We start from the raw sequence: 15,804 nt of genomic DNA, 5'->3' as shown, positions 1-15,804 counted from the left end.
TATTATAGCCCAAGCACCCTCATAACCTCCCCCTCTGGCATAGGTTTTCCCAAGAAATACCCCTGTCCGAAATCACACCCAAGCTCCTTTAGAATCTGGAGGTGTTCTTCACTCTCTATACCCTCCGCAATGGTTCTCAGACCGAGGTTCTTGGCGAGCTGGATTATAGCGTTCACTATGGCTCTGTCGTCCGGGTCGGTATCTATCTCCCTCACAAAGGAGACGTCTATCTTGAGGAAGTCAACCGGCAGGAATTTAAGGTATGCAAGGGAGGAGTAACCAGTTCCAAAGTCATCAATTGCAACCTTTACACCCAGACTCTTCAACCTCTTCAGGCTCCTTTGAGCAAATTCCACATCCTCCATTAACGTGCTCTCGGTTATCTCAAGGGTCAGGAAACTACCATCTACGCCGTGCCTTTCAAGGACCTGCTCCACCCTCTTTGGAAAGGTCTTATCCTTGAACTGAACCGGCGATATGTTCACAGAGACGGGCTTTTCTATCCTCTTTATGGTTTCACAAACCTCTCCGAGGAGCCATTCTCCAACCTTAACTATAAGCCCCGTGCTTTCAAGGACTGGTATGAACCTTGAGGGAAATACGAAACCTATATCCTCGCTGTTCCACCTGAGCAGGGCTTCAACACCAGAAGGTATCATGCCCTTCAGGTCGTAGTAAGGCTGGTAGTGGATAACGAACTCACCCCTATCAAGGGCTCTGAAGAGGTGTCTTTCAAGGAGGACAAACTCGGTTATGTGAACGTTCATATCCTCCTTAAAGAACTGGTAACTGTTTCTAATGTCTTCCTTGGCGTGCGCCAAAGCCATCTCAGCCTTTTTAACGAGGTCTTCGGCATCGCTACCATCGTCAGGGAAGATAGAGATACCAACGCTGAGCGTAACTATAACCTCTTTACCGTCAACCACGATAGGTTCCTCCATGGCGGAGAAGAGTTTCTCCATAACCCGTGGTATATCCTCCTTTCGGGCGAGGTCCGTTAGGATAACACCGAACTCGTCGCTACCCAGCCTTGCAACGGTGTCACCCTCCCTGAGCGAGCTTCTCATCCTCCTCGCTATCTCCTTAAGCACGCCGTCACCGACCAGATAGCCGTAGGTGTCGTTCACATACTTGAACCTGTCAACGTCTATGAAAAGAACCGCAAGACTTCTTCCCGTAAGTTTGAGCCTTGATAGGGCGAACTTTAGCCTCTCTATGAAGTTCACCCTGTTGGGGAGCTCCGTTACGGGGTCATAGTATGCTATGTAGTTCAGCCTGTCCTGGAGTTCCCTCTCGTGGGTTATGTCCTTTCCGGTTGAGACAAAACCCACCACCTCGCCCGAACTGTCCTTTATCGGGGTTATGGTCTGGTCAAGGTAAAAAACCTTACCCCTCTTATCCCTGTTTATGAAAACACTGCTGAATCTCTCCCCTGAGAGGAGCTTTTCCCAGAGTTTCTTATAGAAACTCCTGGTATGCTTTCCCGACTTGAATATCCTAGGCGTCTGTCCAAGGAGCTCCTCTTGGCTGTAGCCGGTTATGTCGGTGACCGCCCTGTTAACGTACTGGATAACTCCCTCCTTGTCAGTTATGAGAACCCAGTCTGAGGTCTGCTCAATAGCCAGAGAGAGGGTGTTCAGCTCCTTCTCCTTCTCTATGAAGACGATGGAAAAGGAGAGGGCTTCACCTATCTCCCTGACGAGTCTCACCGTCTCCTCATCAAAGAAGTCCTTTTCTCCCGCGTAAAGGACGAGGAGGCCTATCACTTTCCCGTTCCTCCTCAAGGGCACGGAAGCGGAGGAGAGGAAGCCCCTTTTCAGCATACTCTCCCTGAGCTCCCTTTCCTTTACAGAAGTCTTCGTATCGTTGTTCACAACTATATCACCCGTAAGGAAAGCCTTCCCGCAGGGTCCAACCCCCTCTTCTATCCTTTCAAGGAGCGGGGCTTCAACCTCCCTGAAGAAATCACCCGTGTCACCGCAGGAGGAGAACACCTCAAAATGGGAGTTCCTGAAGAGTCCCGCCCAGGCAGCCTTGAACCCTCCGAAAGTGGTGCAGGCTATACAGACCTGTAAGAACAGGGCTTTAAGCTCCCTCTCCTTCAGTATAACCTCGCTTATCACCGAGAGGGTCTTGTAGAGTCTGTTGGCTTTCTGGAGCTTCCTCTCAGAGTCCTCAAGCCTATTCTTATACCTGTGCCTCTTCGTAGCGAGCCCAAGGATGTTGGAGATAGAGTTCACAAAGTCAAGCTCTTCCTTCGTGAAGTCTCTGGCTTCCCTGAAGTAAACACAGAGAGTTCCGTAAGGTTCCTCTTCCCTTATAGGTATACAAAGTCCGCTCTTTAGCCCGAGGAGGTATGTGTCAGGCGTAAACTTGAACCTCTTCTCCTTATCAACGTCTTTCACAACCACAGGCTTTTGGGATGTGTAGGTATAGTAAAACTCCGTTCCCTCCTGCAGGGGTAGCCTGTACCTGTCTATGAGTTTTCTCTCTACACCTATGCCAGCCCTGAGGACTCCTTCCCTTTCACCTTCAGGAACCTCATATATAACAACGAGGTCCGCATTGAAAGCCTCCCTGACTAAAGAAACAGCCCTGTTGAATAGCTCTCTGAGGTCAAGCTCAAGAGCTAAAAGGGTAAGCTCTTCAAGTGTCTTTCTCCTCGTTATGTCCCTTGCCACACCCACAAATCCCACGAGTTTTCTCTTTTCAAGGATTGGTATGATCCTGTCTTCAACCCATATGTAGTTCCCTTTTCTCGTTCTTACCCTGTACTCCCTTACCTGAGGCTCCTTCTCCTTCAACAGCTTCAAGGTCACCCTCAGGACGCTGTCAACGTCTTCCGGATGGACCAAGTTCACCCAGAGGGAGGGGTCTGAGATGAAGTCTTTAGGCTCATAGCCCGTCAATTCCTTTACCCTGCTGTTTATATACTCAACCTTCGCAGTCGCAGGGTCCTGGGAGCCTTCAATTCTTACCATGTAGATTATGTCGTTTATTATCTCTAAGAAAAGGCTCTTACCCTTTATCACGGCTCACCCTCTTCATTAATTTACCTTACAAGCCAGAATATTTACACCCTATAATTAAGGCTATGCTACCTGACGAAAGAGGGTACTTTGCGGACTTTGGCGGGAAGTTCGTCCCAGAGACGTTGATGTACGCCCTTGAAGAACTTGAAGAAGCCTACAACAGGCTGAAGGAGGATAAAGGTTTCAGAAAGGAGCTGGAAGAACTTCTTAAGGAGTATGCGGGCAGACCCACACCTCTTTATTACGCTAAAAACCTCACCGAGTACGTGGGTGGTGCGAAGATCTACCTCAAAAGGGAAGATTTACTCCACACGGGAGCTCACAAGATAAACAACACGCTGGGACAGGTTCTCCTCACCAAAAGGATGGGAAAGAGAAGGGTCATAGCGGAAACGGGAGCCGGACAGCACGGAGTTGCAACCGCAACAGCCTGTGCTTTGTTAGGTATTGAATGCGTGGTTTATATGGGGGAAGAGGACGCAGAGAGACAGGAGCTTAACGTTTTCAGAATGGAACTCCTCGGCGCCGAAGTGAGGATAGTAAAGAGCGGAAGTAGAACGCTGAAAGACGCTATAAACGAAGCTCTCAGAGATTGGGTTACCAACGTCAGGACCACCCATTACGTAATAGGCTCTGTGGTCGGACCTCACCCCTTTCCTATGATAGTCAGGGACTTTCAGAGCGTTATAGGAAACGAAACGAGGGAGCAAATCCTTGAGAGGGAGGGCAGACTCCCGGACGCTGTTATCGCCTGCGTTGGAGGTGGATCAAACGCGATGGGCATCTTCTACCCCTTCATAGGCGACAGGGACGTAAGGCTTATAGGCGTTGAAGCTGCTGGCTACGGTATAGAAACCGGTAAGCACGCCGCTTCATTGACCGGAGGACATCTGGGTGTCCTTCACGGCATGAAGAGCTACTTTCTCCAAGACGAGGAAGGGCAGATACTCCCTACCCACTCCATATCGGCGGGACTTGACTACCCCGGTGTTGGACCAGAACACGCATGGCTGAAAGACTCCGGAAGGGGGGAATACGTTTGTGCTACCGATGAGGAAGCCCTTGAGGGTTTCAAATTGCTCTCCAAGACTGAGGGCATAATACCAGCCCTTGAGTCAGCCCACGCCGTCATAAGAGCGGTTGACGTGGCGAGAGAGCTTGGGAGAGGAAAAATTGTGGTCGTGAACCTCTCTGGCAGGGGAGATAAGGACATGTGGCACGTTATGAAGCATATAAGGCATGGACTTTGAGAGCTTCGGAGACTGGATAAAGAAACTGAGAGAGCTGTCTCAAAGATACCCTGTCCTCGTTGAGGGAAAGAACGACCTCAAAGCCCTACGCAGGTACGGGATAAGAAACGTCCTTACCCTTTCTGGAAAGAGGTTCGCAGACCTACCCGACCTATTAGAACCCATAGCAGAAGGGGTTATCCTCCTGTACGACCTTGACCCCCACGGTGAAAGGATAAACAGTAAGGTGAAGGAGTTACTGAGTTCTCAAGGCTTCCTTGTAATTGAAGACTTCAGAGAGTATCTGAGAGGAGCGGGTATAATTCATATTGAGGAGATTGTTGAGGTAAGAGATGGAAAAGATAAAGATACTTGAGAAGGTTCTGGTCTATGACCGCATTCTGAGGTTCAACATAGACTTGCTTACAGGTATAAAGTCCGAGCTAAAGGCGGACATTGAGGAAACAAAGATACTCGGGGAAGCTCTACTTGACAAGAGAGAGCAAAAGCTCCTGAGTGAGTTCCTATTAAAGGTTGAAGAGGAGTTTCTCTTGAGACTTGAAGAGGCTCTTGATTCTATATACGACGAGTATGAGGTCTTTAACTTTGACATAACCTTTCTGTCCGGCATACCCGATGAGGTTGAACGGGAAATGGAACGCCTTGAACTAATAAACACCCTGAATACAAAGCTTCGGCTCCTTAAGGAGCTGTTAAACGGTGCCTGTTGCCTTATTGAACCCAACAAGAAGCTTGAAGTCATACTTACTCCCTTTAAGGTTTACTGCGAATTAATAAATCACGCAATTGAGTTCAATATAAAGTTTGAAAACATATAAAAAAGCGCTAAAATAATTAACAAGGGAAACAGAAGGAGGTGGTATTATGGCTAGAAAAGGTAAAAGAAGAGGCGGACCAAGGTATAAAAAAGTATCTCTCTCACTACCAAAAAGGCTTTATCTTGTCCTGAGTGGTATCGCTATGGGAGACGATAAAAAGCTAAACAGGTTAATTAAGGGCATACTGGAAGACAAACTTCAGGAATCAACGGTGGCAGAGCTTGAACTGTATCTGAAGAAAGCGGAAGAGGAAGAGAAAGAAGAGGAAGGCACAGGAGCTAAGCCCTGACTTAATGCTATCCAGAAGACTTAACAGTTTAAAGGCGTACAAGACCGAAACCACAAAGGCAAGGATAAGGCTATCCTCCAACGAGTTACCCTATGACCTGCCAGAAGACTTAAAAACTCTTATACTAAATGAGTTAAAGGAAACTCAACTGAACAGGTATCCTGACCCCAATTCGGAGGAGCTCAGGGAAGTTATAGGAGACTTCTTTGGTGTCTCTTCCGAAAATATCCTCCTGGGGAACGGCTCGGACGAGCTCATATACTACCTCTCAATAGCTGTCGGAGATTTTAGCCAGGGGGTATACGTACCCGTTCCTACCTTTCCCATGTACGAAATCTCAGCGGACATGCTGGGAAGACCCAAGGTATGCGTCCAGCTTGATGAAAACTTTGACATAAACCTTGAGAAGAGCCTTGAGCTGATAGCTAACAAAAGCGTGGTTCTTGCCTACTACTCTTACCCAAACAACCCAACAGGAAACCTCTTCTCCAAGGAGAAGATACACAGGATAAGAGAAGAAGGTGTCTTCACAGTTGTTGATGAAGCCTACTACAGCTATTCGGGGGAGAGTTTTAAGGATGAGGCTCTTAAGAGAGAGGATACGGTTGTTCTAAGGACCCTATCAAAGATAGGGCTTGCAGGTCTGAGGGTTGGTATTCTCATTGGAAAAGAATCTGTAGTGTCGGAGTTAAATAAGTTAAGACTGCCTTTCAACGTAACGTCTCCATCTCAGATAATAGCTAAGGTTGTCTTGAGCAGTGGTAGAGATTTCATAGAAGAGAGCGTTAAAAAGGTAACAAGCGAGCGTGAGAGAGTATTAAAAGAGTTAAAGGGGATTAAAGGGGTTGAGGTATTTCCCAGCAGAGCCAACTTCATTCTCTTCAGAACACCCTTCAACGCAAAAGCTGTTCACAAGGGTCTCGTTGAAAGGGATGTACTCATAAGGGACATGTCCTATCTTCCGGGCCTTGATAGATGCCTTAGGGTGAGCATAGGTAAGCCCGAAGAGAACGATATCTTCCTGGAAGCTCTGGAAAAGGTACTCGTCTCTCTGAACTGATTACCTTACCGCAACTATATCCGAGAAATCTACGTAGTAATCCTCCCTACGACCGCTGGTACCGTTAAGGTTCTTAAAGTTTGAAGGTATACACTCCTGAGCGTAATCAGCCTCTTCCCAACAGGAGGGCTGGAACTTCTTCAGTATTTTGACATACTCGGCAGCTTTAAATACACTCCTTTTCCTGTCCATTGATTTCACCTCCTGTGTTCTATTTTTAAAGATATATCAATAACTTATTTTGTCACGTTGAAATGTTGTTTGAATTTTTTTAAAACATTATTTGGAAAATTTAATAGAAAACTTCCACCGTTGAAAAGTCCCCATGCTTCTTTACAACAACCCTCTGGTGGAACCGCTCCGCCAGGTCAGGAATATGAGATATAATCCCAACCATCCTGTTTATCCTCTGTTTTATAACCTCAAGTATGTCACTGACCCTTTCTCTGGTCTCCTCATCAAGGGAGCCGAAACCTTCATCTATAAAAAGACTCTCCAAATGGGCGTCCGCAGATAGGATGTCGCTTACACCCAGCGCAAGGGACAGACTCGCCAGAAAGGTTTCCCCTCCGCTAAGGCTTTTGACGTCCCTCTCTGTACCTTGAGCCCTGTCTATGACAACCAGCTCCCCCTTGTCATCAAGTCCAAACTCATAAGTGTTTGTGAAGTTGTAGAGGTATTCACTTGCCCTTTCCACTATCCTATTAAGCATAAGGCTTGCAGCAAAGTCCTGAAGTTTATTACTCTTAAGGTCTTCACTTATCTGGGAGTATATGAGAATCTCTCGCTCTATCTCAGAGGCTCTCTTTCCAAGACTCTCTTTCTTCTCCAACAACTCCCTTTTTTGCTGGGCTGTTATCTTAAGTTCTCCTACCGTCTTCAAGAGCTGTTCAAGCTCCTCCCTCTTACTGGCAAGTAGCATCTCTATGTTTTCAGGTTTTTCAGTCTCTTGAATCTGGGAAAGCTTCCTCTCAAGCTCCTTTATCCTATCCTCAAGCCCCGCTACCTCCCTGTTGTAAGTCTCAAGTTCCCTCTCAAGGGCAGAAAGTTCTTCCTGTGTCATAGAGAGTTCCTTTACCTTATCAAGGTCTCCCAGCTCCTCAAAGAGAGGTGCCAGCTTTCTACTGTTCTCCTTCTTTTCCTTCTCCTTACCCTCTATGGAGCTTTCTATCTCACTGAGCTTTGTATCAAGGAATATCAAACTCTTGTTAAGCTCTTCTATGTACTTACCTATCTCTTCTCTCTTCCTTTCAACCTCTTCAATCTTACTCTTTATATCTTTCTCCTTAAACGCTAACTCTGAAAGTCTTTCATCCACAGCCTCAGGGGTGGTTTCCCCCTTGAGAAGTCCACTCAGCCTCTTTCTCTTCTCGTCAATGGAGCTTTTCAAAGAGGACAGCTCGCTCTTCAGACGTTCAACTTCCCTCAGGGCTTCTTCCCTCTCCCTTAAGCGTTGATTATATCTCTCAGTAAACTTCTTGAGTTTCTCCTCAAGCTCTTTCTTCTTTTTCTTCTTTTCCTCTAAGGTCTTCAGCCTGCTTTCTATGTCTATCTTCAGTATGTTCTCCCAACCTCTTAGTTTTGAAGAAAGGCTCTCCCTCTCCTTAGTCAGGGACTCTACCTTAGCTTCCAGAGATGAGAGCTCCTTCTCTTCGGAAAGAAGCCTGTTTTGCAATTCCTTAACCTTTAACCTCAGACCTTCGGTATCCGCACTCTCCTGTCCTTCCGGTGTTCCCTTAAACTCCCCGCCACATACAGGACACTGATCTCCCTCCTTCAAATGAGCCCTTATATGCTGAACATAGACCTTTATGCTACTCTCCTGTAGCTCTCTCTCCGCTTCCTCAAGACTTTCTCTGAGGCTCTTAAGCTCCCTTACCTTTACATCCCGTAAACTCTCAAGCTCCTTAAGTTCCCTTTCTATCTCCTCAAGCCTCCTCTGCTGCTCCAGGAGAGTCTGTTTTTTTTCAACCTCCTTTAAGAGCCTTTCATACTCCTCTTCATCGTACCCAAGGGAGTTAATCTCCTCCTCTGTTCTCCTGATGTACTCTTCGCCAACCTGGAGCTTCTCCTCCCTGTCTTTGAGAACCTCCTCCTTCTGTCTTAAAACCTTTTCCTTTTCTTCCACAGCCTTGAGGTTCTGCTCAATGGAAGAAAGTTCCTCCTTTGCAAGGGAGAGCCTCTCCCTCTCACTAACCAGTAGATGGAGTTCCTCCCTAAGTTTGGGTAGCTTAGAATACTCTCTTTCAACTTCTTCCCTTTCAAGCTTTACGTTTTTAAGCTCCTCTTCAACCTCTATCTTCTTTTTTAAAACCTTCTCCCTTTCCAGTCTCAAGTCCCTAAGCTCTTTAGCTATCCTTTCAAGCCCTTCTATGTAGGGAAGATAGGGAAGGAGCCTCCTCGCCAGTTCCACCCTCCTTTTCAACGTTTCAAACTCTTGACTTTTAGACAGGAGCCCCTCAAGGTTCTCCTTTGCCCTAACGAGCTCTATCTCGGTTTCTTCCCGTTCCCTTGCACGTCTAAGGCGTTCCTCCAGCTCGGAGAGGACACTCCTCAAACCCTCAACCTCCCTCTCCAGCTTTTGTCTCCTGCGCTCAAGCTCTTCAATGTCCGATTCGGTAAGCTCACTCAAACTCTCAAGCTCAGCCTTTATAGCATTGAGCTGTCCCTCCAGAGAGCGGTAGGTCTCTGCGGCAAGCTCCCTAACCCTATCAAAAACCTCAAGGTTCAGGAGTCCTATAAGTATGTCTCTCCTTTCCTTTGGAGAAGAAGGCTTAAGGAATTTATCAAACTCTCCCTGTGGAAGGAGAATCACCTTTGTAAAGGTGTTGTAATCAAGTCCTGTAACCTTCTCAACCCAGCCTTCTATATCTGTCTTCTTCAGGTCAAGGCGGCGCCCCTCCTCCTCAACACGAACCACGTCTTCCTTAGGCTTCTCCCTGTAAAAGCGCTCTATTCTGTAGCGTTTTCCCCCCACAGAGAACTCAAGGGAGACCTTTAACTTCTTGCTTCCTTTGGACATGACCATAGTGGTTGCAGAACGAGACTTCCCGTACCTTGGAACCTTCCCGTAAAGGGCGAAAGTTATAGCGTCAACTATGCTGGTCTTACCCGCACCCGTTTTGCCCTGGATTATGAAGAAGTTTAATTTTTCAAAGTCAATTACCTGAGACTTTTTATAAACCGTGAAACCTTCAAGCTCAAGTTTAAGGGGTCTCATTCAAGGCTTTCCCCAATCCAGTTCAGATAGTCAGGATTTCCCGCAAATATAGGCAGAGCTACTATCTCAGGAACGGTATAGGGATGGGCTTCCTTCACCCTATCCACCAGCTCGTTGAACTTCCTTGAACTCGTTTTCACAACCAGAAGTGACTCCCTATCCCTCTCTATGTTCCCTTTCCACCAGTATGTAGACTTTACTTCAGGGATTACGTTAACGCAGGCTCCGAGCTTGTTTTGAACGATGAAGTTTGCCAGCTCCTCTCCCTTTTCCGTGGGTGTAGTTATCAGAACCACCAGGTATCCTTCCATCACTCTTGATATTATATAATCTCAGGTTGTAATGGAAAGTCTTGTGGAAACAGTCAGAAATCTTCAGGAATACCTGAACTTCGTTATACTCGGAACACCCCTTTACAGATTTATACTCGCCCTGCTTGTACTATTCCTGTTCTTCTTTTTCAGAAAACTCTTCACCCTTGTGGCGATAACTTCCCTGAGAAAGCTTGTGAGGAGGACCCCTACGGAGATAGATGACATAATACTGAGAGCCTGGACAAGACCTATAAGTTTCCTGGTGGTTATCGCAGGTATTGGGTTGTCCCTTGCCATAATCGGTATAGAGAGCAAAATAACGCTAAAGGTCATAAAAACGTTGGCAGTCTTCACCTTAGGGTGGATGTCCTTTAACCTCGTAACAGCCTTTGAAGACAAGTTTTATGAGTTTGCCCAGAGATTCGGAAGGGAACTTTCCAGAGAGATAGGAGGTTTCCTGGTAAAGCTTACAAAAGCTTTTATCATCCTCGTTATAGGTGTTGCCATACTTCAGGAGTGGGGCATAAACGTAAGCGCCCTTTTAGCTTCGGTCGGTCTCCTAGGCTTGGCAGTGTCCCTGGCAGCAAAGGATACACTGGAAAATATAATAAGCGGCTTTGTCATACTCCTTGATAAACCCATACTGAGCGGAGAGTCCGGTCAGATAGCCGGTGTTCAGGGAACGGTAGAAGAGATAGGACTTAGGTCAACCAAGATAAGAACCTTTGACAAAACCCTCGTATCTATCCCCAATAAGGAGGTAGTGAACCAGAATATAGACAACTGGTCAAGAAGGGACAAAAGAAGGGTGAGAACTTACATAGGTCTGGTTTACTCCACCACCAGGGAGCAGATGGAAAATATACTCAGGGACATAAGGGATATGTTAGCCAACCATCCCAGGGTATCTAAGGAGGAAAACTTCTACGTCCATTTTGAGGTTTTCGGTGACAGCTCTCTGAACATACTTTTACAATACTATACCGACACAGCCGACTACGCCGAGTACCTCAAGATAGTGGAAGATATAAACCTCAAGATAATGGAGATAGTTGAGAGGAACGGTTCCTCCTTCGCCTTCCCAAGCAGGTCACTATATCTGGAAAAGCTACCCAGCGAGGTACTTCCTTTGAATAATCCTCAAACTCGTCGCCGTAAATCCTCCTGAGCATAGGTTCCTCAAACAGGATAACCCAGAGATGCAACCCAAGTGTAAGAAGAAAGGTGTATCCCAAGAAAGCTGAAGAGCAAAAGGTAAGGGACTCTCCCAAGGAGATAAGAATTACAGCAACGTAAATAGGGTTCCTACTGCAGCTGTAAACTCCTCCCTTAACAAGCCTTTTCGCTCTTTTGAGAACGGTTGTTGTCCCTCCAGCCCTGGATAGCTCCCATACAGAAAGCAGGAAAAGGATAAGACCCAGGAATATGAGAAGGATACCAGTGAGGATACAGAGTACCCTTTCAGAGAGGCTGGGCTTAATTAGAGTAAATGGGATAAGAACCAGGAAAAGCAGAGACCAAAGAAGGCTATGAACCAAAGAAAGTATAAGGGAGCCCACCCAATAATTAAACCCTGATAAAACTCATCACGCCAGGATAAGAGCGCACCAAATTCTTCTAAATGGAAAAGAGAAAGCCTAACAGGTTAATCAAGGAAAAAAGCCCATATCTACAACAGCACGCCTACAACCCCGTGGATTGGTATCCCTGGGGTGAAGAAGCCTTTGAGAAGGCACAACGTGAAGATAAGCCCATCTTTTTATCCATAGGATACTCAACCTGCCACTGGTGCCACGTAATGGAGAGGGAAAGCTTTGAAGATGAAGAAGTGGCAAGCATTCTTAATGAAAACTATGTCCCTATAAAAGTGGACAGGGAAGAGAGACCCGACATAGACGGCGTTTATATGAGCGTTTGCCACATGATGACGGGTTCAGGAGGGTGGCCCTTAACCGTAATAATGACTCCCGATAAGAAACCCTTCTTTGCCGGAACATACTTCCCAAAGGAAAGTATATACGGAAGGCCGGGTTTAAAGGACATCCTCCTCAAGATAGCCGAGCTCTGGAAAGCGGACAGGCAAAAGGTTCTGACTGCTGCCAATCAGGTGGTTGAAGCCTTATCCAGCAGTGAAGAGGGAAGTTACATAGGCGATAGGCTTGACGAATCCGTGCTCCACAAGGGGTTCTCCGAGCTCTATCACACCTATGATGAAACCTACGGGGGGTTTGGGAGTGCTCCTAAGTTTCCGATACCCCACAACCTAATCTTTCTGCTCAGATACTACAGGAGGACTGGTAACGATAGGGCTCTATCTATGGTTAAGCATACCTTGAAGAGGATGAGGCTTGGAGGTATATGGGACCACGTTGGTTTCGGCTTTCACAGGTACTCAACCGACAAGGAATGGTTACTCCCTCACTTTGAAAAGATGCTCTACGATAACGCCCTTTTAATGTTTACATACTCGGAAGCTTATCAGGCTACAAAAGATGAGTTCTTCGCCCAGGTTGTTGAGGAGATAGCCGAATACCTACGTAGAGATATGCTGTCCCCCGAAGGAGTTTTCTACTCAGCGGAGGATGCGGACAGCGAGGGTGAAGAGGGCAAGTTTTACACCTGGAAGGTTTCCGAGCTCAGAGAGGTCCTGACTGAAGAGGAACTGGACTTGGTGAAGAAGGTCTTCGGAGTAGAAGAGGAAGGTAACTTCCTGGAGGAAGCGACCAGGAAGAAGGTAGGTAAAAACATCCTCCATATGAAAAAGGAGCTTGCAGAATACGCCAATGAACTTGGGTACGAAGAGGACGTGCTGAAGCAGAAGCTGGAGGAGATAAGGAACAAGCTTTTTAAAAGGAGAGAGGAGAGAGTCAGACCCCTAAGAGATGAAAAGATTCTCACAGACTGGAACGGGCTTGCCGTAGCAGCCTTCTCCAAGGCTGGGATAGCTTTGGGAAGAAAGGATTTGATTGATACCGCCCAGAGGGCTGCAGATTTCATCCTTGAGAGAATGCTTTCCGAAGAGGGTAAACTCCTGCACAGATTCAAGGACGGTGAAGCTGGTATAGACGCCTTCTTGGAGGACTATGCCTACATGATATGGGGTTTGATTGAGCTTTACGAGGCGAGCTTTATAAGTAAGTATCTTGAGAAAGCCATAGAACTCTCAGAGTTTGTCCTTAAACACTTCTGGGATGAGGAAAACCTCGGCTTCTTTCAGACACCTGACTTTGGAGAGAAAGTCCTTGTGAGGAAGAAGGAAATATACGACGGGGCTACACCTTCTGGAAACTCAGTTCTTGCCTATAACCTGGTCAGGCTCGGAAGATTGCTCGGAATTCAGGAGTATGAGAAGAAAGGGGAGCAAACCTTGAGGGCTTTTTCACAGGTTATATCTTCCTTCCCTGGAGCACACACCTTCTCACTGCTCGCCGCGGATATCCTTGTGAACGGTAGCTTTGAATTGATCGGTGTTGGAGATGAAGCCAAGTTTAACCTCCTTGAACTTGAGAGGGAATTCCTTCCCGAGGGCATCTTTGGTATAAAAGACGAGAGCCTTGAAAGAATAAGTGAGTTTTTAAGGTCCCTGAAAGAAATAGAAGGAAAGACGACCTACTACCTGTGTAGAAACTTCCAGTGCGAAGCTCCAACGACGGATATAAATGAGGTCAGGGGGAAGTTAATACCTCAGGAGAGCGGCACCCCAGGTTAAGCCGCCTCCCATAGCTGTCATCAGGACGAGGTCTCCCCTTTTAAGCCTTCCTTCCTCAATTGCTTCATGTAGAGCTATGGGTATGGAGGCTGCTGAGGTGTTGCCGTACCTGTCTATGTTTATATAAACCCTTTCCATGGGTATCCCGAGCTTCTCTGCAAGAGCGTTTATTATCCTGACGTTAGCCTGGTGAGGAATTATCAGGGATATATCTTCGGGGGGAACTCCAGAGGTTTCTAAGACCTCTCTGCACGCCTCTTCCATGTTTCTAACCGCCACCTTGAAGAGCTCCCTTCCCTTCATCTTTATATAGCCGCACTTATCTGCGTAAAGTATGTCCCATAAGTTCCCTTCCGAGTACATCTTGGAAGCCAACAGTTCACTTCCGTCATCAGAGTTTTCAAGGATTACCGCTCCTGCTCCGTCCCCAAAGAGAACGCAGGTACTCCTATCTGTCCAGTCCACTATCTCAGACAGTTTCTCAACCCCCACAACGAGAACCCTACGAGCTTTACCAGATTTAAGCAACCCATCAGCAACCTCAAGAGAGTACAAAAAGCCGCTGCAGGCTGCAGATAAGTCAAAGGCGTAGCCGGAGGTTATGCCCAGTTCAGCCTGTAGCAAACAGCCCGTTGAAGGGAATTTCTTTTCTGGAGTCAACGTGGCAACCACAACCACATCTATATCCTCTGGTTGTAGGTTCGCCCTCTTAAGAGCCTGCAAGGAGGCTTCCTTTGCCATTTCAACGACGCTTTCCTCCTTTGCGATCCTGCGCTCCTTTATACCCGTCCTGGTAGTTATCCACTCATCAGACGTATCTACGAGCTTCTCCAAGTCAAAGTTCGTAAGTACGTTCTCTGGAAGAGATATCCCTGTACCGACTATCTTCGTTCCCATCAGACCCTCACTTCTTCAGGAATAAGTTCCCTTATGTTTTCAACAAGCTTAACATTAAAGTCGTGGGATAGGAACTCACCCGCAACCTTTATCGCATTCTTAATAGCCTTAGCATTCGCCTTTCCGTGGGTGATTATCACCGGTTTCTTAGCACCAAGGAGAGGTATGCCACCGTACTCGGTAAAATCAGCCTTCTTCCTGAAACTGTTCAAAGCAGGAAGGAGCAAGAAGGCTCCAAACTTAGCCAGTAGGCTTTTCTTTATCTCCTCTTTTATCATCTGGACCACGGCTAATCCCAAGCTCTCACTGGCTTTTAGAATTATATTTCCAACGAAACCATCGCACACTATGACGTCAAAAGTACCAGCGTATATGTCCCTCCCTTCTGCGTTTCCAAGGAAGTTCAACCCTGTCTGTTTAAGAAGGGGGTAGGTCTCCTTTACAAGTTCGTTCCCCTTTCCTTCTTCCTCACCTATACTCAACAATCCAACACGGGGGTTTTTTATACCCAGTATCTCCTGGGCATAGGTGTGTCCTATGACGGCAAACTGGACCAAATGTCTTGGTTTAGAATCAACGTTTGCACCAACATCTATAAGAACGGTTTTTCCCTTGGGGTTTGGTAAGGCTACAGCTATAGCCGGTCTCTCTACCTCCTCCTCAGCTCCCACTATAAATTTGCCCACCGCAAGGACAGCTCCCGTATTTCCGGCGGATATAAGTCCCTGGGCTTTGCCTTCCCTGACCAGCTTAGCACCGACGTACAGGGAGGAATTTTTCTTTTTTAAAACACTTGATGGGGACTCTTGAAAACCGACGTTCTCGGGAGCATCAACAACTTCAAGGAGCGGGTTACCAAGCTCACCGGACTTTCTCAGAATAGCTTCTATCTTTTTCCCATCACCGACCAGGAAAAGCTTGTACCCGAACTCTTTAGAAGCCAGTATTCCACCCCTGACTATCTCTAAGGGAGCGTAGTCTCCTCCGTTACAGTCAAGGGCAAAACTGTAGTGTTCCATCAGTCAACGCTGATAACTTCCCTGCCTTTGTAGTGTCCGCAGTATGGACACACCCTGTGGGGAAGTATCTTCTCGCCACAGTTAGGGCACTCACTCAGGGAAGGTATACTCCTTCTAAACTTGTTAAAGAAGTTTTGAGCCCTTCTCTGGTTCCTTCTCCACTTTGACGTTTTCGCCTTTGGGACAGCCATAGTGA

Annotated in this window: 14 protein-coding genes and 1 pseudogene; 7 read left to right on the top strand and 8 right to left on the bottom strand. The window is 46.9% G+C overall.

Annotated features, from left to right (window positions below; genetic code table 11):
* Positions 1-2: 2 nt before the first annotated feature.
* Complete coding sequence (locus BCF55_RS01120; RefSeq protein WP_121008970.1) at positions 3-3,032, bottom strand: EAL domain-containing protein; 3,030 nt, start codon at positions 3,030-3,032, stop codon at positions 3-5.
* A gap of 62 nt (positions 3,033-3,094) precedes the next feature.
* On the opposite strand from BCF55_RS01120, the gene trpB reads away from it, so the two are divergent.
* From trpB to hisC, 5 genes are read left to right on the top strand one after another with little or no spacing between them, the layout of a single operon-like run.
* Entirely contained in the window at positions 3,095-4,282 is a 1,188-nt protein-coding gene (gene trpB, locus BCF55_RS01115; protein ID WP_121008968.1) for a tryptophan synthase subunit beta, read from the top strand.
* A complete protein-coding gene (locus BCF55_RS01110) occupies positions 4,272-4,637 on the top strand; it encodes a toprim domain-containing protein (protein WP_121008966.1) in 366 nt (121 codons plus the stop codon). The genes trpB and BCF55_RS01110 overlap by 11 nt, the downstream gene beginning before the upstream one ends.
* The gene (locus BCF55_RS01105; protein WP_121008964.1) at positions 4,615-5,100 is read left to right on the top strand and encodes a hypothetical protein; all 486 of its coding nucleotides are present in this window, start codon (positions 4,615-4,617) and stop codon (positions 5,098-5,100) included. The genes BCF55_RS01110 and BCF55_RS01105 overlap by 23 nt, the downstream gene beginning before the upstream one ends.
* A 46-nt stretch (positions 5,101-5,146) precedes the next feature.
* Entirely contained in the window at positions 5,147-5,389 is a 243-nt protein-coding gene (locus BCF55_RS01100) for a hypothetical protein (protein WP_121008962.1), read from the top strand.
* Positions 5,390-5,393: 4 nt separating this feature from the next.
* Positions 5,394-6,449, top strand: a complete 1,056-nt coding sequence (hisC, locus tag BCF55_RS01095; protein WP_121008960.1) for a histidinol-phosphate transaminase — start codon at positions 5,394-5,396, stop codon at positions 6,447-6,449.
* On the opposite strand, the gene BCF55_RS01090 is transcribed toward hisC, so the two are convergent.
* From BCF55_RS01090 to cutA, 3 genes are all read right to left on the bottom strand, one after another.
* On the bottom strand, positions 6,450-6,641 hold the full coding sequence (locus BCF55_RS01090; RefSeq protein ID WP_121008958.1) for a hypothetical protein: 192 nt from the start codon (positions 6,639-6,641) through the stop codon (positions 6,450-6,452). It abuts the gene before it with no gap.
* Positions 6,642-6,741: 100 nt separating this feature from the next.
* The gene (locus BCF55_RS01085) at positions 6,742-9,669 is read right to left on the bottom strand and encodes an AAA family ATPase (RefSeq protein ID WP_121008956.1); all 2,928 of its coding nucleotides are present in this window, start codon (positions 9,667-9,669) and stop codon (positions 6,742-6,744) included.
* Positions 9,666-9,980: a divalent-cation tolerance protein CutA gene (cutA, locus tag BCF55_RS01080; RefSeq protein WP_121008954.1), complete on the bottom strand. Its 315-nt coding sequence runs from the start codon at positions 9,978-9,980 to the stop codon at positions 9,666-9,668. The genes BCF55_RS01085 and cutA overlap by 4 nt, the downstream gene beginning before the upstream one ends.
* A gap of 31 nt (positions 9,981-10,011) precedes the next feature.
* On the opposite strand from cutA, the gene BCF55_RS01075 reads away from it, so the two are divergent.
* The gene (locus BCF55_RS01075; RefSeq protein WP_121008952.1) at positions 10,012-11,151 is read left to right on the top strand and encodes a mechanosensitive ion channel family protein; all 1,140 of its coding nucleotides are present in this window, start codon (positions 10,012-10,014) and stop codon (positions 11,149-11,151) included.
* 40 nt (positions 11,152-11,191) lie between these two features.
* Here the strand turns inward: BCF55_RS01075 and BCF55_RS09870 are convergent.
* A pseudogene (locus BCF55_RS09870) lies at positions 11,192-11,386 on the bottom strand (methyltransferase family protein); the annotation flags it as partial.
* A 218-nt stretch (positions 11,387-11,604) separates the two neighbouring features.
* Here BCF55_RS09870 and BCF55_RS01065 point away from each other — a divergent pair.
* Positions 11,605-13,692, top strand: a complete 2,088-nt coding sequence (locus BCF55_RS01065) for a thioredoxin domain-containing protein (RefSeq protein WP_121008948.1) — start codon at positions 11,605-11,607, stop codon at positions 13,690-13,692.
* On the opposite strand, the gene BCF55_RS01060 is transcribed toward BCF55_RS01065, so the two are convergent.
* The 3 genes from BCF55_RS01060 to rpmF are packed head-to-tail and all read right to left on the bottom strand — an operon-like array spanning position 13,660 to position 15,799.
* Positions 13,660-14,589 carry a beta-ketoacyl-ACP synthase III gene (locus BCF55_RS01060; RefSeq protein ID WP_121008946.1) on the bottom strand — a complete coding sequence of 310 codons (930 nt, stop codon included), beginning with the start codon at positions 14,587-14,589 and terminating at the stop codon, positions 13,660-13,662. The genes BCF55_RS01065 and BCF55_RS01060 overlap by 33 nt on opposite strands.
* Positions 14,589-15,608 carry a phosphate acyltransferase PlsX gene (plsX, locus tag BCF55_RS01055; RefSeq protein WP_121008944.1) on the bottom strand — a complete coding sequence of 340 codons (1,020 nt, stop codon included), beginning with the start codon at positions 15,606-15,608 and terminating at the stop codon, positions 14,589-14,591. The genes BCF55_RS01060 and plsX overlap by 1 nt, the downstream gene beginning before the upstream one ends.
* On the bottom strand, positions 15,608-15,799 hold the full coding sequence (rpmF, locus tag BCF55_RS01050; RefSeq protein WP_121008942.1) for a 50S ribosomal protein L32: 192 nt from the start codon (positions 15,797-15,799) through the stop codon (positions 15,608-15,610). The genes plsX and rpmF overlap by 1 nt, the downstream gene beginning before the upstream one ends.
* Positions 15,800-15,804: the final 5 nt, after the last annotated feature.

Origin of the sequence: Hydrogenivirga caldilitoris (assembly GCF_003664005.1) — a bacterium.
In the GTDB taxonomy this organism is placed as follows: Bacteria; Aquificota; Aquificia; order Aquificales; family Aquificaceae; genus Hydrogenivirga; species Hydrogenivirga caldilitoris.
Note: the sequence above shows the minus strand (reverse complement) of the source record. Positions and strands in the feature narration are given on the sequence as shown.

Coding starts and splice junctions, on each gene's coding strand:
- trpB (WP_121008968.1), top strand. CDS start 3,095: ATGCTACCTGACGAAAGAGGGTACTTTGCGGACTTTGGCGGGAAGTTC.
- BCF55_RS01110 (WP_121008966.1), top strand. CDS start 4,272: ATGGACTTTGAGAGCTTCGGAGACTGGATAAAGAAACTGAGAGAGCTG.
- BCF55_RS01105 (WP_121008964.1), top strand. CDS start 4,615: ATGGAAAAGATAAAGATACTTGAGAAGGTTCTGGTCTATGACCGCATT.
- BCF55_RS01100 (WP_121008962.1), top strand. CDS start 5,147: ATGGCTAGAAAAGGTAAAAGAAGAGGCGGACCAAGGTATAAAAAAGTA.
- hisC (WP_121008960.1), top strand. CDS start 5,394: ATGCTATCCAGAAGACTTAACAGTTTAAAGGCGTACAAGACCGAAACC.
- BCF55_RS01090 (WP_121008958.1), bottom strand. CDS start 6,641: ATGGACAGGAAAAGGAGTGTATTTAAAGCTGCCGAGTATGTCAAAATA.
- BCF55_RS01085 (WP_121008956.1), bottom strand. CDS start 9,669: ATGAGACCCCTTAAACTTGAGCTTGAAGGTTTCACGGTTTATAAAAAG.
- cutA (WP_121008954.1), bottom strand. CDS start 9,980: ATGGAAGGATACCTGGTGGTTCTGATAACTACACCCACGGAAAAGGGA.
- BCF55_RS01075 (WP_121008952.1), top strand. CDS start 10,012: ATGGAAAGTCTTGTGGAAACAGTCAGAAATCTTCAGGAATACCTGAAC.
- BCF55_RS01065 (WP_121008948.1), top strand. CDS start 11,605: ATGGAAAAGAGAAAGCCTAACAGGTTAATCAAGGAAAAAAGCCCATAT.
- BCF55_RS01060 (WP_121008946.1), bottom strand. CDS start 14,589: ATGGGAACGAAGATAGTCGGTACAGGGATATCTCTTCCAGAGAACGTA.
- plsX (WP_121008944.1), bottom strand. CDS start 15,608: ATGGAACACTACAGTTTTGCCCTTGACTGTAACGGAGGAGACTACGCT.
- rpmF (WP_121008942.1), bottom strand. CDS start 15,799: ATGGCTGTCCCAAAGGCGAAAACGTCAAAGTGGAGAAGGAACCAGAGA.